We start from the raw sequence: 26,140 nt of genomic DNA, 5'->3' as shown, positions 1-26,140 counted from the left end.
AACCCGTCGCCGCCGCCCCGCGCGGTGGCGGCACCGCGCCGAGGAGCCACCCGCCGTGTCAGACCCGCAGCGCCCCCGTGCGTCCCTCCGTACCGCCGTGGTGTGGGAGGTCCTGAAAGACGCCCTGGAACGGCGGGCCAAGGCCGCGGGCGGGGACACGGCGGCAGCCGAGGGGGCCGCGCCCGCGGCGGCACACGGGGCGCTCGACGTGCTCGACACCGGGGGCGGCAGCGGCAACTTCGCCGTGCCGGTCGCCCAGCTGGGCCACCGCGTCACGGTCGTCGACCCCAGCCCCAACGCGCTGTTCGCGCTGGAGCGCCGGGCCGCCGAGGCCGGGGTCGCCGACCGGGTGCGCGGCGTCCAGGGCGATGCCCACGGCCTGTTCGACGTGGTCGAGCGCGGCGGCTACGACGTGGTCCTGTGCCATGGGGTGCTGGAGTACGTCGACGACCCCGCCGAGGGCCTGCGGAACGCGGCGGACGCGCTGCGCCCGGCGGGCACCCTGAGCGTGCTCGCCGCGGGGCTCGGCGGTGCCGTGCTCGCCCGCGCCCTGGCCGGACACTTCACGGAGGCCCGGCAAGCGCTTACCGGCCCGGATGGCCGCTGGGGCGACGGCGACCCCGTGCCGCGCCGCTTCACCGCCGACCAGCTGTCCGAGCTGGTGGCCGCGGCCGGTCTGGAGATCGCCGCGGTGCACGGCGTACGGGTCTTCGCCGATCTGGTGCCCGGCGTGCTGGTCGACACCGAGCCCGGCGCCCTCGACGCGCTGCTGCGCCTGGAGGAGGCCGCCGCCGAGCTGCCCGCCTTCCATTCGGTCGCCACCCAGTTGCACGTCCTCGCCGAGCGGGACTGACGGCCCCGCCGGTCCTTCCCCGTTCCGTGACGGATGGCGCAGGTGGAGTAGGCCACAGGGCACCCGCTCGGCCCTCCGGCCCCGTATGATCGGGGTACACCGTCCGGCATGGCGAATCGGCGGGAGGGGAATGGACGTCTCAGCGTCAACTTTCGTCACACACGTAACGGTGGGCGAATTGGCGTTGAGGGGCGGGTTTCACGGGGGCGATTCCCTGCCTATCCTGAAAGGGTCGCACCCGGTCGCCCCCCGCGACCGACGAGTAGGAGGACTCCGTGCCGCTCTCGGAGCACGAGCAGCGCATGCTCGAGCAAATGGAGCGAGCGTTGTACGCCGAAGATCCCAAGTTCGCGACAACGCTTGAGGGAAGCGGCCTGCGCACGTACACCCGGCGACGGGTCTACCAGGCGGTCGCGGGATTTCTGGTCGGCATCGCGCTCCTGATGGTCGGAGTGATCGTTCCGCAGATCTGGATCAGCGTGGTGGGCTTCCTCATCATGCTGGGATGTGCGGTGCTCGCCGTGACGGGCTGGCGCAAGGCGCCCAAGCCGGGAGAGGCACAGCGGGCGGGTGGGGCCGGGCCGCCCCGCCGTCAGGGCCGCCAGCGCCGCTCCATGATGGACCGGATCGAGGAGCGGTGGCAGCGCCGCCGCGACGAGCAGGGCCACTGACAGTCTGAGCACACATGGGTGAGGGGCGGTCGCCACCGGCGACCGCCCCTCACCCATGTCCGGCCGTATCCCGCGCCCGCCCGGGGCCCTCACCGCCCCCCGGATGGGGGGGGCGGCTCCGGGGGCGGCTCCGGCTCAGCCCCGCTCGCCGCGGGGCCCGCGCAGCTGGGCCGCCCACCGGGCCCACCGCGGTGCTCCCCACCGGTCGACCAGCGTGGACCAGCGGCGGGCGCCCGCCCACACCACCTGGACCGCCGAGCGCGGGGCCAGCAGCGCCCGCAGCCGCTCCCGGCGCCCGGCCCCGGCCTGGAAAGCGGCCAGGACCGCCCGCACGTCGTCGGCGACCCCGGCGACCGGCCGCGGTCGCGGCGCGTACAGCACCTGCTCGACCGCCGCGGCCACCCGCTGCGCCGCCTGGCCCGCCTCGTCGTCCAGCTCGGCAAGCCGCACGATCCGGGCCACGGCCTTGCGCGAGGTCTGGGAGTCGTCCGGCAGGACGCCGAAGTCCCAGGCCGTGTCGACCAGTTCGTGCCAGGCGGCCAGGATCCGGTCGGTGGCGTCCTGTTCGGTGCGCCCGCCGGAGCCGTCCAGTCTGCGGGCCCTGACCCGCCGCCGCCACAGCATGGGCAACAGCGGCACCACGAGCAGCAGCACCGCCAGCGAACTCCAGCCGGCGACCGTGGTCACCGACAGACCGCCGCCCGAGGAGCCGTCCCCGGGCTGCTGGGCCGCGGCGGCCTCGCAGCCGCCCTGCTTCCGCAGCTCCGGCGCGCAGCTGTCCGAGGCGGACGGCGCGGCCGACGGCTCGGAGCTGGTGCTCGGCTGGGCCGACGGCTCGTCGGGGACCTCGCCCGACGGCGTCTGCTCCATCGTGTAGTCGGGCTGGGTGCCACGGCTCGGAGTGGGCTCGAAACGGGTCCAGCCGACCCCCTCGAAGTACAGCTCGGGCCAGGCGTGCGCGTCCTTGAGCCCGACCGACACCGAACCGTCCGCCTGCGAGGTGCCGGGGGTGAACCCGACGGCCACCCGCGCCGGTATGCCCAGCGTCCGGGCCATCGCCGCCATGGAGAAGGAGAAGTGGACGCAGAAGCCCGCCTTCTGCTTCAGGAACTTCGCGATGGCCGTCGAACCGCTGCCGGACTGCACCTCGGTGTCGTACCGGAAGCCCCCGTTGACCGCGAACCAGTCCTGGAGCTTGACCGCCTTCTCATACGCGTTGGACGCGCCCGAGGTCACCTCGCGCGCGGTCTGCGAGACCACGGGCGGCAGGGAGCCCGGCACCTCGGTGTACTCGCGCAGCAGCCGCGGGTTCGGCGGCGGGGCGGAGGCCAGCTGGTCGGCGGTCGGCTCCACCAGCAGGCTGGTCACCCGGTAGCGGGCGCCGCGGGTGGTCTGGCCGCGGTCGCCGACCAGCGTGCGGCCCTCGGGCTCGTACCGCCAGCGCCCGTCGATCTGCACCTTGTCGGCCGGGTAGGGGAGCGGCAGCCAGTTCTGCGCATACCACTCGGCGGCCGAGATGGACGTGTCCACGGAGGTGGTCCGGACCGCGGGGCCGAGGCCGGTCGGCGACGGCAGCCGGCCCGGCACATCGGTGACGTGCCGCTCCGACGACTTCCACGAGGCGCCGTCGAACTTGTCGAGCGCCACGATCCGCAGATACATGTCCTGGGTGGTCTGCGAGGAGGTGCGGTACCGCAGCACCTCCCTGTTCTCCGGCTGGTTCAGGCTGTCCTGGAGCGACACCAGCGGATTCACCGCCGAGATGGTGCCGCCGCCGCTCGGCCCGCCGCCGCTGCCCTGCCGGTCCAGCAGCCCGCCGTCCAGGGACGGCAGCATCGCGGGCACCGCGACCGCGATGCCCAGCGCCAGCACGCCGATCCGGTGGCCCGCCCGGACCGGGGCCGCCGCCGGGCCGCCACCGGCTCCGGCCGGTCCCGAGGGCGGCATGCCCGGCGCGCGGGGGGCGCCGCCGCTGAAGACGCGGCCCCACTGGGAGAGCCGGTCCCGGCCCTCGGCCAGGAGCAGCAGCAGATATCCGGCCGCCGCCACCAGGAACCACACCCAGTCGCTGCCGTCGTCCGACAGGCCCGCCGCGACCGAGTACAGCGCCAGCAGCGGCAGCCCCGCGGGGGCCGCGCTGCGGTAGGTCACCGCGAGCGCGTCGACCACCAGCCCTATCAGCAGCACCCCGCCGACCAGCAGCAGCCGGATGCCGTCGGTGACCGGCGCCGGGGTCGCGTACTGCCCGACGTCGCTGGTGCCCTCGCGCAGCAGCAGCGCGAACTCATGGAGGGCCTCCGGGCTCGGCAGCACCCCGGCGAACGCCTGCCCGGGCGTGAAGACGACCGTGAGCAGCAGCATCATCACCAGGGCCTGCCCCGCCACCGTCAGCGGACGGGCCAGCGGCACCCGGCGACCGGCCACGCCCGCCGCGCTCTGGACGGCCAGCAGCAGGACGGCCTGCAGCAGCCACCCGGCCGGATCCACCAGCGGCAGCAGCGCGCACGCGGCGGCCGCCGTGGCCAGCGCCGCGCAGACGGCCAGCCGAACGCTCCCACTCATCCCCAGCTCCCTGTCATGCCGCCGATGCCCGAACGCCCGGCGTCGGCCCGGATGGCGCCCTGCCCGTCGGCCTGCCGCCACAGCTCCGCCAGCGAGGCGCCCGGGGTGACCGGCAGGGCCGTCCACCCCGCTTCGCGCAGCCCGCGCAGCGCGTCCTCCAGCTCCCGCGGGTCGGCGGGCTCCGCCCCCCGCGACCAGGCCGGGCCGTCCATGACGAACGCCACCGCCGCGGTGGAGCGGCTCCGCATCCGCCCGACGAGCGCGGCCTGCTCCTCGTCCAGATCGCCCAGGAAGGCCACCAGCAGGCCCTCGCCCCCGCCGCCCAGCACGTCGTACGCGAGGGAGAGCCCGTCCTCGTCGGAGTGGTCCACCACCGCGAGGGTGTCCAGCATCAGCCCGGCGGTCTCCGCCGAGTCATGCGTGGAACCGGTGAATCCGCCTCCGCCGTCCGGACCGGGCACCGAGCTTCCGGTGTCGGTCAGCAGCCGGACCGCGTAGCCCCGCTCCAGCAGATGCACCGAGGCCGAGGCCGCGCCGCACACCGCCCACTCGAAGGCGGAGTCGGGCCCCGCGCCCTCGTAGGCGTAGCCCCGGGTGTCCAGCAGCACCGTGCAGTGGGCGCGCTGCGGCTGCTCCTCCCGGCGCACCATCAGCTCTCCGTAGCGCGCGGTGGACCGCCAGTGCACCCGGCGCAGGTCGTCGCCGTGGCGATAGCCGCGCGGGATCACATCGTCCTCACCGGCCAGGGCCAGCGAGCGGTGCCGCCCGTCCCCGTAGCCCGCGGCCTCGCCGGTCAGCGGCACCACGGGCAGCGGCTCGACCCGGGGCACCACCGTGAGCGTGTCGTACGCGCTGAAGGCGCGGGTCAGCTCGCACATCCCAAACGGGTCGTTGAGCCGCAGCTGCAGCGGTCCCAGCGGATAGCGGCCGCGCAGATCGGAGCGGACCCGGTAGGACACCTCGCGGCGGCCGCCCGGCTCCACCCGGTCCAGCACGAAGCGGGGGCGCGGCCCCAGCACATACGGCACCCGGTCCTGGAGCATCAGCAGCCCGGTGGGCAGCCGCGAGACGTTGTCCATGCGCAGATGCACCCGGGCCTCGGAGCCCGCCGGGACCCGCGCGGGCGCGAGCCGCCGACTGCCCGCCACCCGGTACCGGGTGCGGTAGACCACGGCCACGCACACCAGGGGCAGCGCCGCCAGCAGCAGCCCCACCCTCAGCAGATCGGCCTGGCCCAGCACATAGCTGCACACCGCGGCGGCGACCCCGGCGGCCAGGAAGGAACGGCCGCGGGTGGTCAGCCCGGCGAGCGCCGCCCGGATCGTGCCCCGGTCCTCCCCGCTTCCGGGGTCCGGACCCGTCCCCCCTGTGGTCATCACAGCCTCCGCGCGCCCGGCTGCTGCCCGTAGTCGACCGGGGGCATGGAGGGCACCGGGGGCACCGGTCCGCCGCTCCGCTGCGACGAGGTGGGCAGCGGGGTGCGCTGCAGGATGTCGCCGACGACCTGCTCCGCGGTGCGCCGGTTCAGCTGGGCCTGGGCGGTGGGCAGCAGCCGGTGGGCCAGCACGGGGACGGCGAGCGACTGCACGTCGTCGGGGAGGGCGAAGTCCCGCCCGGCCAGCGCGGCCGCCGCCTTGGCGGCCCGCAGCAGGTGCAGGGTGGCCCGGGGCGAGGCGCCGAGCCGCAGATCGGGGTGGTTGCGGGTGGCGGACACCAGGTCCACCGCATACCGCCGGATGGCCTCGGCGACGTGCACCGAGCGCACCGCCTCGACCAGCTTGACGATCTCATGGGCGTGCGCGACCGGCCGCATGTCGTCCAGCGGGGAGACCCCGCCGTGCACGTCCAGCATCTCCAGCTCCGCCTGCGGGCTGGGGTACCCGATGGAGACGCGCGCCATGAAGCGGTCGCGCTGCGCCTCGGGCAGCGGATAGGTGCCCTCCATCTCGATCGGGTTCTGCGTGGCCACCACCATGAAGGGGCCGGGCAGTTCGTAGCTCTTCCCGTCGATGGTGACCTGGCGCTCTTCCATCGATTCAAGAAGCGCCGACTGGGTCTTGGGCGAGGCACGGTTGATCTCGTCGCCGATGACGATCTGGGCGAAGATCGCGCCCGGTTTGAACTCGAACTCCTTGCGCTGCTGGTCGTAGATGCTCACCCCGGTGATATCCGACGGCAGCAGGTCGGGAGTGAACTGGATACGGCGCACCGAGCAGTCGATGGACCGCGCGAGCGCCTTGGCGAGCATGGTCTTGCCCACGCCGGGGACATCCTCGATCAGCAGATGTCCCTCGGCGAGCAGCACGGTCAGCGAAAGCCGCACGACCTCGGGCTTGCCCTCGATCACACCCTCCACCGACCGGCGGACGCGCTCCGCTGTGGTGGTCAGATCGCTGAGGCTCGCTCGTTCGTCATAGGTCGTCACCCGGCCCTCCTCGGCCCGTTCTCAGGGCCGACTGTCCACCAAGGGACGGACCGGCCCACCGCAAACGCTGGCACCGGCCCCCGCGGGGTTGCGGGGGACGATGTCATCTACGCATTCTTGCGGTCTTCGCCGTCTCGCGTCACTCGGCTGTGGATAACCAGGGGTTATTTGTCACGCTTGTACGAGTTAGGGTTGAAAATCTACTCAGCTGCGCGGCTCGACCTCACGCAGCAGACCCGTCGTCACATCGAAGATGAAACCCCGTACATCGTCGCGGTGCAGCAGGAACGGCGAGGTGCGCACCCGCTCCATCGACTGGCGCACATCGGCGTCGAGGTCCTTGAACGCCTCGACCGCCCACGACGGCCGCTGGCCCACTTCCTCCTCCAGTTCGTGCCGGAAGTCCTCGGTGAGGCTCAGCAGGCCGCAGCCGGTGTGGTGGATCAGCACGACGCTGCGGGTGCCCAGCGCGCGCTGGCTGATGGTCAGGGAGCGGATGATGTCGTCGGTGACCACACCGCCCGCGTTGCGGATGGTGTGGCAGTCGCCCAGCTGCAGGCCCAGCGCCTCGTGCAGATCGAGACGTGCGTCCATGCAGGCGACGATGGCGACGCCCTGTACGGGGCGGGCGTCCATCCCGGGGTCGGTGAACTTGTCGGCGTACTCGCGGTTGGCCTCGACCAAGCGGTCGGTGACAGATATCGACATGGCTATGACCCTAATCCCACCAGGGGATTTTGTCTTTTCTTTAGGTTACGCAAACGAGGGCATCAGGTGCTCTGAAGGAGTGATTGTGAGCCACTCCACACCTCCGTGCGCCCTTCCCCGGCGCGCTCGGACGGAGCGATTCCGCTCCGGTTCCACCCCGGTTCCGCCCCGGCTCCACTCCGGTGGCGTGACGCGCTGGCCGGTTGGTTGACCGAAGGGACGAGTGGACTAAAGTGGCGCGAAGTGGGAGGCGTGACGCTCCCCTTGGATCCGGAAATTTTCGCGTGAGCGCGGTGCGTACGTACCCCTCGGCCTCCTCCCGCTCCGGTCGCCTGACGTCACTTCCCCGGCGCCAGTCGGCCGCTTCCCCTTCAGAGCGGGTGGGGACCCAGCGGTGCGTACCCGCCGCGCCCGACCCTCAGAAGGGCGCACGAGCAGCGCAATGAGCAGCAACGCTCTCCACGTTCCCGTCATGCTTCAGCGCTGCCTGGACATGCTGGCCCCCGCCCTCGCCGAACCCGGCGCGGTGGTGGTCGACTGCACGCTCGGCCTCGGGGGGCACAGCGAGGCGCTGCTGCGCAGCTTCCCCGCGGCCCGGCTCATCGCCCTCGACCGCGACCCCGACGCGCTCCGGCTGGCCGGTGAGCGGCTGGCCCCCTACGGCGACCGGGCGACCCTGGTGCACGCCGTCTACGACGAGCTGCCCGAGGTTCTGGACCGGCTCGGGGTGCCGCGCGCCCAGGGCGTCCTGTTCGACCTCGGCGTCTCCTCCATGCAGCTGGACGAGGCCGGGCGCGGCTTCGCCTACGCGCAGGACGCCCCGCTGGACATGCGGATGGACCAGACGACGGGCATCAGCGCCGCCGAGGTGCTGAACACCTACCCGCCCGGCGACCTGGTGCGCATCCTGCGGACGTACGGCGAGGAGAAGTTCGCCAAGAAGATCGTGGACGCGGTGGTCCGGGAGCGCGCCAAGGAGCCGTTCAGCAACAGCGCCCGGCTGGTGGAGCTGATCCGCGAGGCGCTGCCGCAGGCCGCCAAGCGCACCGGCGGCAACCCCGCCAAGCGCACCTTCCAGGCGCTGCGCATCGAGGTCAACGGCGAGCTGGCCGTTCTGGAGCGGGCCGTCCCGGCGGCGGTGGCGGCGCTCGCGGTGGGCGGGCGGATCGCCGTGCTGTCGTACCACTCGCTGGAGGACCGGCTCGTCAAGCATGTGCTCGCGGCCGGTGCTACCAACACCGCGCCGCCCGGCCTGCCGGTCGTCCCGGAGCGCTATCAGCCCCGGCTCAAGCTGCTCACCCGCGGCGCCGAGCTGCCCACCGAGGACGAGATCGCCGAGAACCGCCGTGCCGCCCCGGCCCGCTTCCGGGGAGCGGAGCGCATCCGGGAGGACGCCCTGTGAGACGTCGTCCGGTGAGCGAGGGCGCCCTGTGAGCGCCGCCGGGGCCAAGGGGCTGGCCAGGACGAAGGGGGCGGTGCCGGGGGCGGTCACGGCCCGGCGCGCGCCCTTCGTCCTGCTCGTCGTCGTGCTGCTCGGCTCCGGCCTGATCGCGCTGCTGCTGCTGAACTCCTCCCTCAACCAGGGGTCGTTCGAGCTGACCAGGCTGGAGAAGCAGACCGGCGAGCTGAGCGACGAACGCCAGTCGCTCCAGCAGGAGGTCGACGAGCTCTCCGCCCCCGGCGCGCTGGAGCAGCGCGCCCGGGAGCTGGGCATGGTGCCCGGCGGCAGCCCGGCCTTCCTCAACCCGGACGGCACGGTGGCCGGGGTGCCCGCACCGGCCACCGGGCAGCCCTCGGTGGCCCACGCCCCCGGCCCGCTGCCCCCGCTCGTGCTCGACCCCACCCCGGCGCCCACCCCCTCGGCCTCCGCCGCCGCGCCCGCCCCGGCCCCGGCCGCACAGCCGTCGGCGAACCCCCTGACCCCGGCGGCCGGTACCGGCGCGCCGCCCGCCCCGGCCCCCGGCAGGTGACACGGTGACGCGACCCCAGGACCCCCGCCGACGGGTGCCCGGCCCGGCGGCACCGCGCGGCGACCGCGACCGCCGGCCGCGCCAGGGGGCGCAGCGCCGCCCCTCGGAGCGCGGCCCGCGCCCCGGCGCGCAGCGCGGCGGGCGCCCCGGAGGCGGGCAGGCGCAGCTGCGGCTGGGCAGTCCGCGCCCCCGGCTGCGGCTGATCGGCCTGGGCCTCACCCTCGTCATGCTGGCCTTCGTCGTACGGCTGCTCCAGGTGCAGGCCGTGGACGCCTCCGCGTACGCCGCCAAGGCCAACGTCAACCGCTACATCCCGGTGAAGCTGTCCGCGGAGCGCGGCTCCATCACCGACCGCGACGGCGTCAACCTGGCCACCACCGTGGACGCGTACGACATCACCGCCGCCCCCGATCTGCTCACCCCGCGCAACGCCAAGATCAAGGACGCGCCCCGGCAGGCGGCCGCCCTCCTCGCGCCGATCCTCGGGAAGAACGAGGCGGACCTGGAGAAGAAGCTCACCGACAACCCGAAGTCGCAGTACGCCGTGCTGGCCCGGCAGCAGACCCCGCAGGTCTGGAACCAGATCAAGGACCTGAAGAGCAACCTGGACGACGCCGCGGCCAAGGGCAAGGGCACCAACGTCCTCGCCGGGGTCAACCGGGAGTCGCACAGCAAGCGGGTCTACCCCGGCGGCGACCTCGCCGCCGGGATCCTGGGCTTCGTGGGCGCCGACGGGCGCGGCGCGGCGGGGGTCGAGCAGCAGCTGGAGAAGAAGCTCGCGGGCAAGGACGGCAAGCGCGTCTACGCCCAGTCCGGCGGCCATCAGGTGCCCACGGGGGACGTCAGCGAGAAGCCCGCGGTGCCCGGCAGCGACGTCGAGCTGACGATCGACCGCGACATCCAGTGGGCCGCCCAGAGCGCCATCTCCGACCAGGTGAAGAAGTCGCAGGCGGACCGCGGCTACGTCGTCGTGCAGGACACCCGCACCGGACGGCTGCTGGCCATGGCCAACGCGCCCGGCTTCGACCCCAACGACATCTCCGCGGCGGACGGCGACGCCCTCGGCAACGCCGCGGTATCCGACGCGTACGAACCGGGCAGTGTCAGCAAGCTGATGTCGATGGCCGCCGTGCTCCAGGAGGGTGCCGCCCGCTGGGATACCCAGGTGCAGGTCCCGAACCGGCTGCCGCGCGCGGGCCGCGCCTTCGCCGACGACATCGACCACCCCACCTGGTACCTCACGCTCAACGGGGTGCTCGCCAAGTCCAGCAACATCGGCACCATCCTCGCCACCGAGCAGCTGGCCAAGTCCGAGAAGCAGAAGAACCGCATTCTCTACGCCTACCTGCGGCGGTTCGGCATCGGACAGCCCACCGGGCTCGGCCTTCCCGGCGAGACCCCGGGCATCCTGGCCAAGCCGCAGGACTGGAGCGCCTCGCAGGGGTACACCATCCCCTTCGGCCAGGGCCTGTCGCTCAACGCCGTCCAGGCGGCCTCCGTCTACTCCACCGTCGCCAACGGCGGCCAGCGCATCGCCCCCAGCCTGGTGCGCGGCACCAGGGGCCCCGGCGGCGACTTCACCCCGGCGCCCGCGCCCAAGAAGAACCGCGTGGTGAGCCAGAAGACCGCGAAGACGCTCGCCGAGATGCTCGAATCGGTCGTGGACAACCAGGAGGGCACCGGCACCAAGGCGAAGATCCCCGGCTATCTGGTCGCGGGCAAGACCGGCACCTCCAACCGCGTGGACCCGAAGACCGGCCAATACCATGGCTACACCGCTTCTTTCGCCGGTTTCGCACCAGCCGACAAACCGCGCCTCACGGTCTACTGTGCGGTGCAGAATCCGACCAGGGGCAGCTATTTCGGCGGGCAGGTCTGCGGGCCGGTCTACAAGAAGGTCATGGAGTTCGCGCTCAAGTCGCTGCAGGTCCCGCCGACCGGGAAGCAGCCCAAGCGGCTCCCCGTGAGCTACAGCCCGGGCCAGTGAGCGGGTCCAGCCGTGACGACGATCACGCCGGAGCCCGGGAACCAGGGGCCGGTGCGCCGCTGCTCCGCCGCCGGATTTCGCGACGGAGCGGGTGGGCCGGGTACGCTCACCGCCGTGCCCCAAGCTGATCAGTCCCAAACCCCTCAGAAGGACGTTTCTGTGGAATACCCGGGAGCGCCCCGCCCTCTCCAGGTCCGCCCCGTACCGCTTGCGGAGCTGGCGGACCAGCTGGGCATCGATGCCTCCGACGCCCCCGCGGAAGCCGCGGTCACCGGGATCACCCATGACTCGCGTGCCGTGCGCCCGGGCGATGTGTACGCCGCGCTGTCCGGCGCCCGGCTGCACGGCGCGGACTTCGCCGCCCAGGCCGCCGACCTCGGCGCGGCCGCCGTCCTGACCGACCCGGACGGCGCCGAGCGCGCCGCGGCCACCGGGCTGCCGGTCCTGGTCGTGGACAACCCGCGCGGCCGGATGGGCGCGCTGGCCGCCACGATCTACGACGAGCCGGGCCACAGCCTGCTGCAGATCGGCATCACCGGCACCTCCGGCAAGACCACCACCGCCTACCTCGTCGAGGGCGGCCTCAGGGCCGCCGCCGAGAAGGCGGGCGGCGGTCCCACGGGGCTCATCGGCACCGTCGAGATGCGCATCGGCGACGAGCGCATCAAGTCCGAGCGCACCACCCCCGAGGCCACCGACCTGCAGGCGCTGTTCGCGGTGATGCGCGAACGCGACGTCCACTCGGTCGTGATGGAGGTCTCCAGCCACGCCCTGGTCCTCGGCCGCGTCGACGGCTGCGTCTTCGACGTCGCCGTCTTCAACAACCTCTCCCCGGAGCACATGGAGTTCCACTCGGGGATGGAGGACTACTTCCAGGCCAAGGCCCAGCTGTTCACCAAGGCCCGCAGCCGGGCCGGAGTGATCAACTACGACGACGAGTACGGCCGCCGGCTCATCGAGGAGTCCGAGGTCCCGGTCACCACGTTCTCCGCCGAGGGCCACCCCGACGCCCACTGGCGCGCCGCGGACGTCGAGGTCGGTCCGCTCGGCTCGACGTTCACCGCGGTCGGCCCGAACGGCGAGACCGTGCGGGCCGCCGCCCCGATCGCGGGCCCGTTCAACGTCGCCAACGCGCTCGCCGCCCTCGTCGCGCTCGCCGTCGCCGGGATCGACCCGCAGACGGCCGCGGACGGCATCGGCGCCGTCCCCGGCGTGCCGGGCCGGCTGGAGCGCATCGACGTGGGCCAGCCGTACCTCGCGGTGGTCGACTACGCCCACAAGACCGACGCCGTGGAGTCGGTGCTGCGCGCCCTGCGCAAGGTCACCGACGGCAAGCTGCACGCCGTCCTCGGCTGCGGCGGCGACCGCGACCGGCTCAAGCGCGGACCGATGGGCTCCGCCGTGGCCCGGTACGCCGACACGGCCGTGCTGACCTCGGACAACCCTCGTTCCGAGGACCCGCTCGCCATTCTCGCCGCGATGCTCGCGGGCGCCGCCGAGGTGCCCGCGCACGAGCGCGGCGACGTCCTGGTCGAGGAGGAGCGGGCGAACGCCATCGCCGCCGCCGTCGCCCGCGCGGAACCCGGCGACACCGTGATCGTCGCGGGCAAGGGCCATGAGCAGGGCCAGGAGATCGCCGGGGTGGTTCGCGCCTTCGACGACCGCCAGGTCCTGCGGGAAGCCATCGAGCTCAGCGAGCGAGCCAAGGGGCGCGGTCCGCAACGCCCCGAGGCGAGAGAACCGCACGGGCACACCCATCAAGACAACCAGGGATGACAGACCGCCATGCGCGCACCAGCCCCCTCCAGGCAGCTCTCCCGCACGGCCGGAGGTGATCAGTGATCCCACTGTCCCTCACCGAGATCACCGGCCTCGTCGGTGGGCAGCCGCACGACATACCGGACCCTGACCTGACGGTCACCGGTCCCGTAGTGATCGACTCCCGCGAGGTGCGGCCCGGGAGCCTGTTCGCCGCGCTCCCCGGGGAGCGCGTGGACGGTCACGACTACGCGCGCGGCGCGGTCGAGGCGGGCGCGGTGGCGATTCTGGCCACCCGCCCGGTCTCCACACCGGACGCCCCGGTTCCGGCGATCGTCGTCCCCGACGTCGTCGCCGCCATGGGCGCGCTCGCCCGCGCCGTCGTCGAGCGGCTGGGCACCACCGTGGTCGCGCTGACCGGCTCCGCCGGGAAGACCAGCACCAAGGACCTCATCGCCCAGCTGCTCCAGCGGCACGGCCCGACCGTATGGACGCACGGCTCGTTCAACAACGAGATCGGGCTGCCGCTGACCGCGCTGCGCGCCGATACGACGACCCGGCACCTGGTGCTGGAGATGGGCGCCCGAGGCAAGGGCCACATCCGTTATCTGACGGACCTCACCCCGCCCCGCATCGGGCTCGTCCTCAACGTCGGCACCGCGCACATCGGCGAGTTCGGCGGCCGCGAGCAGATCGCCGAGGCCAAGGGCGAACTGGTCGAGGCGCTGCCCTCCGCCGAGGACGGCGGGGTGGCGGTGCTCAACGCCGACGACCCCCTGGTGCGCGCCATGGCGTCCCGTACGAAGGCCCGTACCGTCCTGTTCGGCGAGTCCGAGGGCGCCCACGTGCGTGCCTCGAATGTCCGGCTTGCCGACGGCGGCCGCCCCGCCTTCACGCTTCACACCCCTACCGGGTGCGGTGACGTGACCATGCGCCTGTACGGTGAGCACCACGTGTCGAACGCGCTCGCCGCGGCCGCCGTCGCCCATGAGACGGGCATGTCCGTCGACGAGATCGCCGTGGCGCTCTCCGAAGCGGGGCAGCTCTCCCGCTGGCGGATGGAGGTCACCGAGCGCTCGGACGGCGTGACGGTTGTCAACGACGCCTACAACGCGAACCCCGAGTCCATGCGAGCCGCGCTGCGCGCGCTGGCCGCGATGGGCGCAGCTACACCGGGGCGTCGCACGTGGGCGGTGCTGGGCCCGATGGCCGAGCTTGGCGATGAGTCGCTGGCCGAGCACGACGCGGTCGGACGGCTGGCCGTCCGGCTCAACGTCAGCAAGCTCGTGGCGGTCGGCGGCCGGGAGGCCGCGTGGCTGGACATGGGCGCCAAGAACGAGGGTTCGTGGGGTGAGGAGTCGGTGCACGTGTCCGACGTGCGGGCAGCGGTCGATCTGCTGCGGAGCGAGCTGCGACCGGGGGATGTCGTGTTGGTGAAGGCATCCAGGTCGGTCGGCCTGGAGACACTCGCGCAGGCGTTGCTCGAGGGTGAGGTCGCCGGGCGATGACCATGGGGCAGATCCTCCTCGCCGATGGCCTCGCCGCGGGACAAGAGCACGTACCCGCCATGAGGCAGATTCTCTTCTCCGGAGCCATCGGGCTCTTTCTGACCCTGATCGGCACCCCGCTGCTGATCAAGCTGCTCGCCCGCAAGGGTTACGGCCAGTACATCCGGGACGACGGTCCCCGGACGCACGGCAGCAAGAAGGGCACGCCCACCATGGGCGGCATCTCCTTCATCCTGGCCACGCTGATCGCCTACGCGGTCACGAAGGTGATCACGGGCAGCCAGCCGACCTTCTCCGGCGTGCTGGTGCTCTTCCTGTTCGCGGGCATGGGCCTGGTCGGCTTCCTCGACGACTACATCAAGATCGTCAAGCAGCGCAGCCTGGGCCTGCGGGCCAAGGCCAAGATGGCCGGTCAGCTCATCGTCGGTGTCGCCTTCGCGATCCTCGCGCTGAACTTCGCCGACGCCCGCCAGCAGACCCCGGCCTCCGACCGGCTGTCCTTCGTCCAGGACTTCGGCTGGTCCTTCGGCCCGGTGATCTTCGCGATCTGGGCGCTGTTCATGATCCTCGCGATGTCGAACGGCGTGAACCTCACCGACGGCCTCGACGGTCTGGCCACCGGTGCCTCCGTGATGGTCTTCGGCGCCTACACCTTCATCGGCGTCTGGCAGTACCAGGAGTCCTGCGCCAACGCGCAGACCCTCACCAACCCCTCGTCCTGCTTCGAGGTGCGCGACCCGCTCGACCTCGCGGTCGTCGCGTCCGCCCTGATGGGCGCCTGCTTCGGCTTCCTGTGGTGGAACACCTCGCCCGCCAAGATCTTCATGGGGGACACCGGCTCGCTCGCCCTCGGCGGCGCGCTCGCGGGGCTCGCCATCTGCTCCCGTACGGAGCTGCTGATGGCCATCCTCGGCGGGCTGTTCGTCCTGATCACCCTGTCCGTGGTCATCCAGGTCGGCTCGTTCCGGATGACCGGGCGCCGGGTCTTCCGGATGGCGCCGCTCCAGCACCACTTCGAACTCAAGGGGTGGAGCGAGGTCCTGGTGGTGGTCCGGTTCTGGATCATCCAGGGCATGTGCGTGATCGTCGGACTCGGGCTCTTCTACGCGGGCTGGCGGGCCTCGTGACCCTCGACGTCACCGACCTCGCCGGACGGCATGTCACCGTCGCCGGACTCGGCGTCTCCGGGCTCCCCGCAGCGCGTGCGCTGCGGGGCCTCGGGGCCACGGTGACCGTCGTCAACGGAAGCGACGGCGAGGCACAGCGCGCCCAGGCGGCCGAACTGGAGCCGCTCGGCATCACGGTCCGGCTCGGCGACGGGGACACTCTCCCCGACGGCACCGAGCTGATCGTCACCACGCCCGGCTGGAAGCCCACCAGCCCGCTCTTCCTGGCCGCCGAGAAGGCGGGCGTCCCGGTGTGGGGCGATGTGGAGCTGGCCTGGCACCTGCGCGGCCCGGACGCCCCGCAATGGCTCGCGGTCACCGGCACCAACGGCAAGACGACCACCGTGCGCATGCTGGCGTCCATCCTGGAGGCCGCCGGACTGCGCACCGCCGCCGTCGGCAACATCGGCGTCTCGCTCCTGGACATCGTGCTGGGCGATACGCCGTACGACGTGCTCGCCGTCGAGCTGTCCAGCTACCAGCTGCACTGGGCGCCCTCGCTGCGCGCCCACTCCGCCGCGGTGCTCAACCTCGCCCCCGACCACCTCGACTGGCACGGCTCCATGGCGGCGTACGCGGCCGACAAGGGCCGGATCTACGAGGGCAACCAGGTGGCCTGCGTCTACAACGCCGCCGACCCCGCCACCGAGGACCTGGTCCGGGCGGCCGACGTCGAGGAGGGCTGCCGGGCGATCGGCTTCACCCTCGGCACCCCCGGCCCCTCCCAGCTCGGCGTCGTCGAGAACATCCTCGTCGACCGGGCCTTCGTCGAGAACCGGCAGAAGAACGCCCAGGAGCTGGCCGAGGTCGCCGACGTCAACCCGCCCGCGCCGCACAACATCGCCAACGCGCTCGCCGCCGCGGCCCTGGCCCGCGCCTACGGCGTGCCGTCGGGGGCCGTACGGGACGGGCTGCGCGCCTTCCGCCCGGACCCGCACCGCGTGGAGCACATCGCGGACGTCGAGGGCGTGAGTTACGTGGACGACTCCAAGGCGACCAACACCCACGCCGCCGAGGCGTCGTTGGGCGCGTACGAGCACATCGTGTGGGTCGCCGGCGGCCTCGCCAAGGGCGCCACCTTCGACGAGCTGGTCACCACGGCCGCCCCGCGGCTGCGCGGCGTGGTGCTGATCGGCGCCGACCGTGCCCTGATCCGGGAAGCGCTCGCGCGACACGCAGCGGATGTCCCGGTCGTGGACCTCGACCGGACCGACACTGGGGCGATGGCGGCGGCTGTCCGGGAAGCGGCCCGGCTCGCCCGGCCGGGCGATACCGTCCTTCTGGCCCCGGCCTGCGCCTCGATGGACATGTTCACCAACTACAACAAGCGGGGCGACGCCTTCGCCGCGGCGGTGCGTGACCTGGCCTCCGGCCCGGTCACGGACGAGCAGTAGCCCGCAGGTCCCCCGCGAGGACCACCGCTCGCGCGGAGAACCTGGAGGGGATTCGACATGACGCCTGACCAGCCCGCCGCGCCGCGGTCCCGGCAGGCCGGAGCGGCCACCGGCCGCCCCGGGCCGCGGGCGGGCGGCGCCGCGCGGCAGCGGACGTCGGCGCGGGGCGCGGAGCGGGCGGCGGCACCCGCCCGTCCACAGGGCGGCCGCGGCAAGACCCCGGGCACGACTCCCCAGGCCAAGGACAGGGCGACCAAGGACAGGGCGGCCAAGGCCGCGGGGAGCAAGGGCCGTCAGAGCGCGCCAAGGGCTCCTCGCCGCCCGGTGATCCGCACACCCCGCCGTCCCTCCAAGGGCAGCCTGCTGGACGCGCTGCGGGGCGCACAGCAGCGCGCCAAGAAGACCTGGGACCGTCCGCTCACCGCGTACTACCTGATCCTCGGCGGCGCCGCGCTGATCACCGTGCTGGGCCTGGTGATGGTCTACTCCGCCTCCCAGATCAAGGCGCTCCAGTCGGGCCTGGCGCCCTCGTACTTCTTCCGCAAACAGCTCTTCGCGGCGGCGCTCGGCGCCGCGCTGATGCTGCTGGCCGTGCGCATGCCGATCAAGCTGCACCGCGCCTTCGCCTATCCGCTGCTGGCCGCCTCGGTCTTCCTGATGTGTCTGGTCCAGGTGCCGGGGATAGGGATTTCGGTCAACGGCAACCAGAACTGGATCTCCTTCGGCGGCCCCTTCATGCTCCAGCCGAGCGAGTTCGGCAAGCTCGCGCTCGTCCTGTGGGGAGCCGATCTGCTGGCCCGCAAGCAGGACAAGCGGCTGCTCGCGCAGTGGAAGCACCTTCTGGTGCCGCTCGTCCCGGCGGCGGCCCTGCTGCTCGGGATGATCATGCTGGGCGGCGACATGGGCACCGCGATCATTCTCTCGGCGATTCTTTTCGGCCTGCTTTGGCTCGCGGGCGCCCCCACCCGGCTCTTCGTGGGCGTGCTCGCCTTCGCCGGGGCGATCGGCGTTCTGCTGATCAAGACCAGCGCCAACCGGATGTCCCGGCTCGCCTGCATCGGCGCCACAGAGCCCGGAACCAACGATCAGTGCTGGCAGGCGGTGCATGGGATCTATGCTCTGGCCAACGGCGGATGGTTCGGCTCCGGACTCGGTGCGTCCATGGAAAAATGGGGCGAACTCCCCGAACCGCACACCGACTTCATCTTCGCCATTACCGGGGAGGAACTCGGCCTGGCGGGGACGCTGTCGGTGCTCGTCCTCTTCGCGGCTCTAGGCTATGCGGGTATCCGCGTGGCCGGACGCACGGAGGACCCCTTCGTGAGGTACGCCGCGGGAGGCGTGACCACCTGGATCACGGCCCAGGCCGTGATCAACATCGGTGCGGTGCTCGGTCTGCTGCCGATCGCCGGGGTTCCGCTCCCGCTGTTCTCCTACGGAGGGTCCGCCCTGCTGCCGACCATGTTCGCCGTAGGTCTGCTGATCGCCTTCGCACGGGCCGAGCCCGGTGCACGGGCGGCACTGGCCATGCGGCAGCCTGCTTTGCGGAAGAAGCTGGCCCGGGTGAGACGGAAGACGATGAGACGGCGCGTCAAGGAACGGCCGTCCGGAGAGCGGTGAATTTCGGTGCATGTCGTACTAGCCGGTGGGGGGACCGCCGGCCACATCGAGCCCGCGCTCGCCCTCGCGGACGCCCTGCGAAGGCAGGATCCGACCGTGGGGATCACGGCGCTCGGCACGGAGCGCGGGCTGGAGACCCGCCTCGTGCCCGAGCGCGGCTACGAACTCGGGCTGATCCCCGCCGTTCCGCTGCCACGCAAACCCACCCCCGAGCTGATCACCGTCCCCGGGCGGCTGCGCGGCACGATCAAGGCCGCGGAGCAGATCCTGGAGCGCACCAAGGCCGACTGCGTGGTCGGCTTCGGCGGCTATGTGGCCCTGCCCGGCTATCTGGCCGCCAAGCGGCTGGGCGTGCCGATCATCGTCCATGAGGCCAACGCCCGGCCCGGGCTCGCCAACAAGATCGGCTCCCGCTACGCCACGTCCGTCGGGGTCTCCACCCCGGACAGCAAGCTCCGGGGCGCCCGCTACGTGGGCATCCCGCTGCGCCGCTCCATCGCCACCCTGGACCGGGCGGCGGTCCGCCCCGAGGCGCGCGCGGCCTTCGGCCTCGACCCCAACCTGCCGACGCTGCTGGTCTCCGGCGGCTCCCAGGGCGCGCGTCGGCTGAACGAGGTGGTCCAGCGGGTCGCCCCGTTCCTGCAGCGGGCCGGAATTCAGGTCCTGCACGCGGTCGGGCCGAAAAACGAACTGCCGCATGTGGACAACATGCCCGGTATGCCGCCCTACATCCCGGTACCGTACGTGGACCGGATGGACCTCGCGTACGCCGCGGCGGACATGATGCTCTGCCGCGCGGGCGCGATGACCGTCGCCGAGCTGTCCGCCGTCGGGCTGCCGGCCGCCTACGTCCCACTGCCCATCGGCAACGGCGAGCAGCGGCTCAACGCCCAGCCGTTGGTCAAGGCGGGCGGCGGACTGCTGGTCGACGACGCCGAGCTGACGCCCGAATGGGTGCAGAGCAATGTGCTCCCGGTGCTCGGCGACCCGCACCGGCTGTACGAGATGTCGCGGCGCGCCGCCGATTTCGGCCGCCGGGACGCCGACGAGCTGCTGGTCGGCATGGTGTACGAGGCAATCGCGGCACGCCGCCAGGCGTGAGAAGGCAGGGAGCGTGGCCGGACCGACGACCGCCGAGAGCGGCCCCCGAAGGACGTCATCGTCCGGCCCGTCCCCGCACCTCTTCGCGGCGCGGCGCAGGCTCCGCCTGCCCCGCCGCCGCACCCTGGTGATCGCCGCGGTGGCGTTCGCCCTGCTGGGCGGCGGGACCGGCTGGCTGCTGTACGGATCGAGCTGGCTGCGGGCCGAGCGGGTCGCGGTCGACGGCGCGGACGTGCTCACCCCGGACGAGGTCCGGAAGGCCGCGGCCGTCCCGCTGGACACCCCCCTGGTCGGCGTGGACACCGACGCGATCGGGCAGCGGCTGCGCGACCGGCTCCCGCGCATAGCGAAAGTGGACGTATCCCGGTCATGGCCGCACACCATCAGTCTTGATGTGACGGAACGCAAGGCCGAAGTGATTGTCGAAGAGGGCGGGAAGTTTCGCGAAGTGGACGCCGGTGGCGTGCGGTTCTCCCGTCTGGCGAAGGCTCCGAAGGGCGTTCCGATGCTCGAAATGGAGCCGGACCGGTCGCCGAGTTCACGCCATTTCGGCCCGGCGCGGCTGCGCCGCGAGGCCGTCCGGGTGGTCGCCGGGCTCCCGGCGAAGGTCCGTACGGACATGCGCTCGGTCCGGGTCCGCTCGTACGACTCGATCACCCTGGAGCTGTCCCGGAGCCGTACGGTCGCGTGGGGGAGCGACGAGCGCGGAGCCGCGAAGGCCAAGGCGCTCACCGCGCTCATGAAAGCGCGGCCCGACGCCGGTCACTTCGACGTCAGCGCGCCGAGCGCGCCTGCGGTGTCCCGCAGTTGACGGGGATAGCGGCAGGCCAGCACCCTGGTTCGCTAGCCCACTGGGTGATCACATAGGGTGAAAAGAAAAGCGGTCGGTTCGGCGTGTTCATTGAACGCGCGCCACTTGTCGACTTAGTGTCCTGTTCCGAAGACTCCGGGAAACAGAGGCACTGGTAACCCTAAACTTCAGCGTTAGGGTTGGGGTCGGCAATCGGAACCGTCCCATTCGGCATCAGTCGGCGCACCGCGGCAACAGCGGGGTGGCGACACGTAACTCGAGGCGAGAGGCCTTCGACGTGGCAGCACCGCAGAACTACCTCGCAGTCATCAAGGTCGTCGGCATCGGCGGCGGTGGCGTGAATGCCATCAACCGGATGATCGAGGTCGGGCTCAAGGGCGTCGAGTTCATCGCGATCAACACCGATGCGCAGGCCCTGCTGATGAGTGACGCGGACGTCAAGCTCGACGTCGGCCGCGAGCTCACTCGTGGACTTGGCGCCGGCGCCAATCCCGATGTCGGCCGGAAGGCCGCCGAGGACCACCGCGAGGAGATCGAGGAGGTCCTCAAGGGGGCCGACATGGTCTTCGTGACCGCGGGCGAGGGCGGCGGCACCGGCACCGGCGGCGCACCCGTGGTCGCCAACATCGCGCGCTCCCTGGGCGCACTGACGATCGGTGTGGTCACCCGTCCGTTCACCTTCGAGGGCCGCCGCCGCGCCAATCAGGCCGAGGACGGCATCGCGGGCCTGCGCGACGAGGTCGACACCCTCATCGTCATTCCGAACGACCGGCTCCTGTCGATTTCCGACCGCCAGGTGAGCGTGCTCGACGCGTTCAAGTCGGCGGACCAGGTGCTGCTGTCGGGTGTTCAGGGCATCACCGACCTCATCACCACCCCCGGCCTGATCAACCTCGACTTCGCGGACGTCAAGTCCGTGATGTCCGAGGCGGGCTCGGCCCTCATGGGCATCGGCTCGGCGCGCGGCGACGACCGCGCGGTGGCCGCCGCCGAGATGGCGATCTCCTCGCCGCTGCTGGAGGCGTCCATCGACGGCGCCCGGGGCGTGCTGCTCTCCATCTCCGGCGGCTCCGATCTCGGCCTGTTCGAGATCAACGAGGCCGCCCAGCTGGTGAGCGAGGCCGCCCACCCCGAGGCCAACATCATCTTCGGTGCGGTGATCGACGACGCCCTCGGCGACGAGGTCCGGGTCACCGTGATCGCGGCGGGCTTCGACGGCGGCCAGCCGCCCGCGAAGAGCCAGAACCGCGACAAGGTACTGGGCTCGTACAACGGCGGCCGCGAGGAGAGCACGGGCAGCCAGGCTCCCCGTCAGTCCGCCCCGGAGCCCGGCCGTCCGTCCTTCGGCGGACTCGGCAGCGTCACTCCGCGTGAGGAGGAGCCCGCGCCGGAGCCCGCTCCGGTCGCCGAGGTCCCGCCGCCGCCCCCGGTGTCCACTCCGCAGGTCCCGCCGGCCCGTCCCTACCAGGACAGCCAGGCCGAGGAGCTGGACGTGCCGGACTTCCTGAAGTGAGCCCGCTGCCATGGCTGCACGGCGACCCTGAAGCGATCAAGAAGTGATAGCGCAACAGCACGACGCGAGCGGCGCGCACTTCGCCTTCACCGACCGGTGGGGCGGGGTGAGCGCCGCTCCGTATGACGAGCTCAATCTCGGCGGCGCGGTGGGCGACGACCCCCAGGCCGTGATGGTCAACCGCGAACTGGCGGCCAAGGCGCTCGGCCTGGCCCCGTCGTCCGTCGTCTGGATGAACCAGGTGCACGGCCGGGACGTGGCCGTGGTCGAGGGCCCCTGGGCGACCGGTGAGATTCCCGCCGTGGACGCGGTGGTGACGTCGCGTCGGGGGCTCGCCCTCGCCGTTCTCACCGCCGACTGCACCCCGGTGCTGCTGGCCGACCCGGTCGCCGGTGTCGCCGGTGCCGCGCACGCGGGGCGTCCGGGGCTGGTCGCCGGGGTGGTCCCGGCGGTGGTCGAGGCGATGGCGGCTCAGGGCGCGGACCCGGCCCGGATCGTGGCCCGAACCGGTCCCTCCGTTTGCGGCCGGTGCTACGAGGTCCCCGCGGCCATGCGCGACGAGGTCGCCGAGACGGTGCCCGAGTCCCGGGCCGAGACCAGCTGGGGCACCCCGGCGGTGGACGTGGCGGCCGGAGTGCGGGCCCAACTCGCCCGGGCCGGTGTGGAGATGGATGGACAATCTCACATCTGCACCCGGGAATCGGCGGACCACTTCTCGTACCGGCGCGACCGCACCACCGGGCGGCTCGCGAGCTATGTCTGGTTGGACGGCTGAGCTGTGACGGATCGCAAGACGGAACTGGCCGCGAACCTGGAACGGGTGGAGGAACGTATCTCTGCCGCCTGCGCCGCCGCCGGTCGCGAGCGAGAAGAGGTGACCCTGATCGTGGTCACCAAGACGTATCCCGCGAGCGACGTCCGTTTGCTCGCGGAACTCGGCGTCCGGCACGTCGCGGAGAACCGCGACCAGGACGCCGCCCCCAAAGCTGCGGAATGCGCTGATCTACCCTTGATCTGGCACTTTGTCGGACAATTGCAGACCAATAAGGTGCGTTCCGTATGTAGTTATGCCGATGTGGTGCAATCGGTTGATCGCAAGCGATTGGTCGACGCGCTCTCGGGTGCGGCCGTGGGGGCCGCGCGCGAGCTGGGCGTCCTGCTTCAAGTGGCGCTCGACGCGGACTCCGGGGAGCGGGGTCAGCGGGGCGGCGTCGCTCCGGACGGAGTGGGTGCGCTGGCGGATGCCGTGGCCGAGGCCGACGGACTCCGGCTGGACGGACTGATGACCGTGGCGCCGCTGGCCGGTCCCTATGCGGACCGTCCGGGGGCGGCGTTCGACCGGCTGCTGGAAATCTCATCCGGCCTGCGCGTGGCTCATCCGGCTGCGAACATGGTCTCGGCGGGAATGAGCGCAGATCTGGAAGAAGCGGTTGCGGCGGGAGCGACACATGTGCGCGTCGGCACTGCGGTACTCGGAGTCCGCCCCAGGCTCCGGTAACGTCGCGAAGAAGTCGGACCACAGCAGAAAATATGGTCATTCCCGTCAAAAGGCGGGCGGGCCACGTGGATCCAGGGCATCCGGTGGCGGAGCCGATCCACCACAGAGCGGAGGACGCAGAGAATGGCCGGCGCGATGCGCAAGATGGCGGTCTACCTCGGCCTCGTGGAGGACGATGGGTACGACGGCCGGGGGTTCGACCCCGACGACGAATTCGAGCCCGAGCCGGAGCCCGAGCGGGAGCGCCGGCGTCATCCGGCGGTGGAGACCGAACCGCGTCCGGAGAGGGGTGAATCTGTGCGAGTCGTCCACCCGCCCGCACAGCGTGAACCGGCTCCCCTTGTGACGGAAAGCAGACAACCCGCGCGAATTGCCCCCGTGGCGTCTATCACACCTGAACGTCAGAACTTGGAGAAGAACGCACCGGTGATCATGCCCAAGGTTGTATCCGAGCGGGAGCCGTACCGCATCACCACACTGCACCCCCGGACCTACAACGAGGCCCGTACTATCGGGGAACACTTCCGTGAGGGCACCCCGGTGATCATGAATCTGACGGAGATGGACGACACGGACGCGAAGCGACTTGTCGACTTTGCCGCCGGACTCGTCTTCGGTCTCCATGGGAGCATTGAGCGAGTGACGCAGAAGGTGTTCCTGTTGTCTCCTGCTAACGTCGATGTCACGGCGGAGGACAAGGCCCGTATCGCAGAGGGCGGGTTCTTCAACCAGAGCTGAGACGCAACACGGCAACACCGAGTCATCCGAGGCCGTAAGGCCGCGTACGCAACAGGGGAGAGGGACGCGCGAGATGGGCATCGCACTGCAGGTGATCTACGTCGCGCTGTACTGCTTCCTGATCGTGCTGATCTTCCGGCTGGTGATGGACTATGTCTTCCAGTTCGCACGCTCGTGGCAACCCGGTAGGGCGATGGTGGTCATCCTCGAGGCCACCTACACTGTGACCGATCCGCCACTCAAGCTGCTGCGGCGGGTCATCCCGCCGTTGCGTCTCGGGGGTGTGGCGCTCGACCTGTCCTTCTTCGTGCTGATGATCATCGTCTGGATCCTGATCACCGTCGTGAGCAATTTTGCGAGCAGGGTGTGAACGATACGGTCTTGCCGATTGCCGACGACTACGTTGAGGTGAAGTAGAGATGCCGTTGACCCCCGAGGACGTGCGGAACAAGCAGTTCACGACCGTCCGCCTCCGAGAAGGCTATGACGAGGACGAGGTCGATGCCTTCCTCGACGAGGTCGAAGCCGAACTGACCCGGCTGCTGCGGGAGAACGAGGACCTGCGCGCCAAGCTGGCCGCAGCCACCCGGGCCGCCGCACAGAGTCAGCAGCAACAAGGCATGCGCAAACCTCCGGAACAGCAGGAGCGACCCGGCGCCCCTGTTCCCGCCGCCATATCCGGACCGCCGCAGCAGCAGGGTCAGCCCGGCCCGCCGCAGCAGCAGCAACAGCAACAACAGCAGCAGCAGATGGGCGGCCCGCCCCAGCTTCCGGGCGGTGCCCCGCAGCTGCCTGCCGGTCCGATGGGCCAGGGCGGCCCCGGTCCGATGGGTCAGGGCGGTCCTGGTGGCCCCGGCGGTCCTGGTGGGCCCGGCGGCCCCGGTCCGATGGGCCAGGGCGGTCCGATGGGTCCCGGCGGACCCATGGGTGGCCCGATGGGCGGCCCCGGTGGTCCCGGCGGCCCGCAGCTGCCGCAGCCGGGTCAGGGCCCGGGCGGCGACAGCGCCGCACGCGTGCTCTCGCTCGCGCAGCAGACCGCCGACCAGGCGATCGCGGAGGCCCGTTCCGAGGCCAACAAGATCGTCGGTGAGGCCCGCAGCCGCGCCGAGGGCCTGGAGCGCGACGCCCGCGCCAAGGCGGACGCGCTGGAGCGGGACGCGCAGGAGAAGCACCGTGTCGCGATGGGCTCCCTGGAGTCCGCTCGTGCCACGCTCGAGCGCAAGGTCGAGGACCTGCGCGGCTTCGAGCGCGAGTACCGCACGCGGCTGAAGTCGTACCTGGAGAGCCAGCTGCGCCAGCTGGAGAACCAGTCCGACGACTCGCTGGCCCCGCCGCGGACCCCCGCGACCGCCTCGCTGCCGCCGTCCCCCTCGATGAGCGGGTCCATGGCTTCCTCGGGTGCCGGCTCGATGGGTGGCCACACGATGGGCGGCAACCAGTCGATGGGCGGCCACCAGCAGAACGGCGGCGCGCCGTCGTACGGTGGTCAGCAGCAGATGTCTCCCGCGATGACCCAGCCGATGGCACCGGTGCGGCCGCAGAGTCCGCAGCCGATGCAGCAGGCGCCTAGCCCGATGCGGGGCTTCCTCATCGACGAGGACGACAACTGACGCGTCGCGTGTAGACCCGTCGTTCGGCAATCACAAGGGCTGGGCCCCGGGAAGCGAATCGCTTCCCGGGGCCCAGCCCTTTGCCGTGCGTCTGGGGCGGCGTTTGTTCCCCGCCCCGCCCCTTCCCGAACCAGGGGGCTCCGCCCCCTGGCCCCCCCCGGACACCCTTCGGGCGTGCCCTCAATCGCCGGGCGGGCTGATTTCAGCCCGTCCGGCGATTGAGGACCGGGGCCCGGGGCGGAGCCCC

At 71.9% G+C, this 26,140-nt stretch carries 22 protein-coding genes; 18 read left to right on the top strand and 4 right to left on the bottom strand.

Features of this window, described 5'->3' with window-relative positions; all coding sequences use genetic code 11:
• The first annotated feature begins 55 nt into the window (after positions 1-55).
• Both ACZ59A_RS01700 and ACZ59A_RS01695 read left to right on the top strand, forming a co-directional pair.
• Positions 56-853, top strand: a complete 798-nt coding sequence (locus ACZ59A_RS01700) for a methyltransferase (RefSeq protein WP_470952143.1) — start codon at positions 56-58, stop codon at positions 851-853.
• A 275-nt stretch (positions 854-1,128) separates the two neighbouring features.
• Positions 1,129-1,524, top strand: a complete 396-nt coding sequence (locus tag ACZ59A_RS01695; protein WP_009718649.1) for a DUF3040 domain-containing protein — start codon at positions 1,129-1,131, stop codon at positions 1,522-1,524.
• A gap of 135 nt (positions 1,525-1,659) precedes the next feature.
• On the opposite strand, the gene ACZ59A_RS01690 is transcribed toward ACZ59A_RS01695, so the two are convergent.
• The 4 genes from ACZ59A_RS01690 to ACZ59A_RS01675 all read right to left on the bottom strand — a co-directional run bounded on the left by ACZ59A_RS01690 (position 1,660) and on the right by ACZ59A_RS01675 (position 7,219).
• Positions 1,660-4,086, bottom strand: coding sequence for a transglutaminase TgpA family protein (locus ACZ59A_RS01690; RefSeq protein ID WP_470952141.1), 2,427 nt, complete (start codon positions 4,084-4,086; stop codon positions 1,660-1,662).
• Positions 4,083-5,462, bottom strand: coding sequence for a DUF58 domain-containing protein (locus tag ACZ59A_RS01685; RefSeq protein ID WP_470952139.1), 1,380 nt, complete (start codon positions 5,460-5,462; stop codon positions 4,083-4,085). The genes ACZ59A_RS01690 and ACZ59A_RS01685 overlap by 4 nt, the downstream gene beginning before the upstream one ends.
• A complete protein-coding gene (locus ACZ59A_RS01680) occupies positions 5,462-6,511 on the bottom strand; it encodes an AAA family ATPase (RefSeq protein WP_470952137.1) in 1,050 nt (349 codons plus the stop codon). Before ACZ59A_RS01680 ends, ACZ59A_RS01685 begins: the two co-directional genes overlap by 1 nt.
• Before the next feature lie 204 nt (positions 6,512-6,715).
• The gene (locus ACZ59A_RS01675; RefSeq protein WP_468041677.1) at positions 6,716-7,219 is read right to left on the bottom strand and encodes a beta-class carbonic anhydrase; all 504 of its coding nucleotides are present in this window, start codon (positions 7,217-7,219) and stop codon (positions 6,716-6,718) included.
• 442 nt (positions 7,220-7,661) lie between these two features.
• Between ACZ59A_RS01675 and rsmH the strand changes: the two genes are divergently transcribed.
• The 16 genes from rsmH (at position 7,662) to ACZ59A_RS01595 (ending at position 25,893) form a co-directional block, all read left to right on the top strand.
• Complete coding sequence (gene rsmH / locus ACZ59A_RS01670) at positions 7,662-8,621, top strand: 16S rRNA (cytosine(1402)-N(4))-methyltransferase RsmH (protein ID WP_470952135.1); 960 nt, start codon at positions 7,662-7,664, stop codon at positions 8,619-8,621.
• A 28-nt stretch (positions 8,622-8,649) separates the two neighbouring features.
• The gene (gene ftsL / locus ACZ59A_RS01665; RefSeq protein ID WP_470952133.1) at positions 8,650-9,189 is read left to right on the top strand and encodes a cell division protein FtsL; all 540 of its coding nucleotides are present in this window, start codon (positions 8,650-8,652) and stop codon (positions 9,187-9,189) included.
• Between the two features lie 4 nt (positions 9,190-9,193).
• Positions 9,194-11,176 carry a peptidoglycan D,D-transpeptidase FtsI family protein gene (locus ACZ59A_RS01660; RefSeq protein ID WP_470952131.1) on the top strand — a complete coding sequence of 661 codons (1,983 nt, stop codon included), beginning with the start codon at positions 9,194-9,196 and terminating at the stop codon, positions 11,174-11,176.
• A 12-nt stretch (positions 11,177-11,188) separates the two neighbouring features.
• Positions 11,189-12,952: a UDP-N-acetylmuramoyl-L-alanyl-D-glutamate--2,6-diaminopimelate ligase gene (locus ACZ59A_RS01655; protein ID WP_468041683.1), complete on the top strand. Its 1,764-nt coding sequence runs from the start codon at positions 11,189-11,191 to the stop codon at positions 12,950-12,952.
• A 62-nt stretch (positions 12,953-13,014) separates the two neighbouring features.
• Positions 13,015-14,442, top strand: a complete 1,428-nt coding sequence (locus tag ACZ59A_RS01650; RefSeq protein ID WP_470952128.1) for a UDP-N-acetylmuramoyl-tripeptide--D-alanyl-D-alanine ligase — start codon at positions 13,015-13,017, stop codon at positions 14,440-14,442.
• Positions 14,443-14,501: 59 nt separating this feature from the next.
• Positions 14,502-15,569, top strand: coding sequence for a phospho-N-acetylmuramoyl-pentapeptide-transferase (mraY, locus tag ACZ59A_RS01645; RefSeq protein ID WP_470954572.1), 1,068 nt, complete (start codon positions 14,502-14,504; stop codon positions 15,567-15,569).
• Positions 15,566-17,002, top strand: a complete 1,437-nt coding sequence (murD, locus tag ACZ59A_RS01640) for a UDP-N-acetylmuramoyl-L-alanine--D-glutamate ligase (protein ID WP_470952127.1) — start codon at positions 15,566-15,568, stop codon at positions 17,000-17,002. The genes mraY and murD overlap by 4 nt, the downstream gene beginning before the upstream one ends.
• 57 nt (positions 17,003-17,059) lie before the next feature.
• Positions 17,060-18,622: a putative lipid II flippase FtsW gene (gene ftsW / locus ACZ59A_RS01635; protein WP_470952124.1), complete on the top strand. Its 1,563-nt coding sequence runs from the start codon at positions 17,060-17,062 to the stop codon at positions 18,620-18,622.
• 6 nt (positions 18,623-18,628) lie between these two features.
• The gene (gene murG, locus ACZ59A_RS01630) at positions 18,629-19,723 is read left to right on the top strand and encodes an undecaprenyldiphospho-muramoylpentapeptide beta-N-acetylglucosaminyltransferase (RefSeq protein WP_468041689.1); all 1,095 of its coding nucleotides are present in this window, start codon (positions 18,629-18,631) and stop codon (positions 19,721-19,723) included.
• Between the two features lie 13 nt (positions 19,724-19,736).
• On the top strand, positions 19,737-20,534 hold the full coding sequence (locus ACZ59A_RS01625; protein WP_470952121.1) for a cell division protein FtsQ/DivIB: 798 nt from the start codon (positions 19,737-19,739) through the stop codon (positions 20,532-20,534).
• A gap of 277 nt (positions 20,535-20,811) precedes the next feature.
• Positions 20,812-22,047: a cell division protein FtsZ gene (ftsZ, locus tag ACZ59A_RS01620; RefSeq protein ID WP_470952119.1), complete on the top strand. Its 1,236-nt coding sequence runs from the start codon at positions 20,812-20,814 to the stop codon at positions 22,045-22,047.
• Positions 22,048-22,090: 43 nt separating this feature from the next.
• On the top strand, positions 22,091-22,822 hold the full coding sequence (gene pgeF / locus ACZ59A_RS01615) for a peptidoglycan editing factor PgeF (RefSeq protein ID WP_470952116.1): 732 nt from the start codon (positions 22,091-22,093) through the stop codon (positions 22,820-22,822).
• Positions 22,823-22,825: 3 nt separating this feature from the next.
• Positions 22,826-23,545 (top strand): YggS family pyridoxal phosphate-dependent enzyme, encoded by a 720-nt coding sequence (locus ACZ59A_RS01610; RefSeq protein WP_470952113.1) that lies wholly within the window; start codon positions 22,826-22,828, stop codon positions 23,543-23,545.
• Between the two features lie 123 nt (positions 23,546-23,668).
• On the top strand, positions 23,669-24,283 hold the full coding sequence (locus ACZ59A_RS01605) for a cell division protein SepF (protein WP_361489674.1): 615 nt from the start codon (positions 23,669-23,671) through the stop codon (positions 24,281-24,283).
• Between the two features lie 73 nt (positions 24,284-24,356).
• On the top strand, positions 24,357-24,653 hold the full coding sequence (locus tag ACZ59A_RS01600) for a YggT family protein (protein ID WP_468041697.1): 297 nt from the start codon (positions 24,357-24,359) through the stop codon (positions 24,651-24,653).
• A gap of 49 nt (positions 24,654-24,702) precedes the next feature.
• Positions 24,703-25,893, top strand: coding sequence for a DivIVA domain-containing protein (locus ACZ59A_RS01595; protein WP_470952110.1), 1,191 nt, complete (start codon positions 24,703-24,705; stop codon positions 25,891-25,893).
• Positions 25,894-26,140 lie beyond the last annotated feature (247 nt).

The organism is Streptomyces sp. NPDC040405 (assembly GCF_055595765.1).
This window is presented reverse-complemented; position numbering and strand designations above follow the sequence as displayed.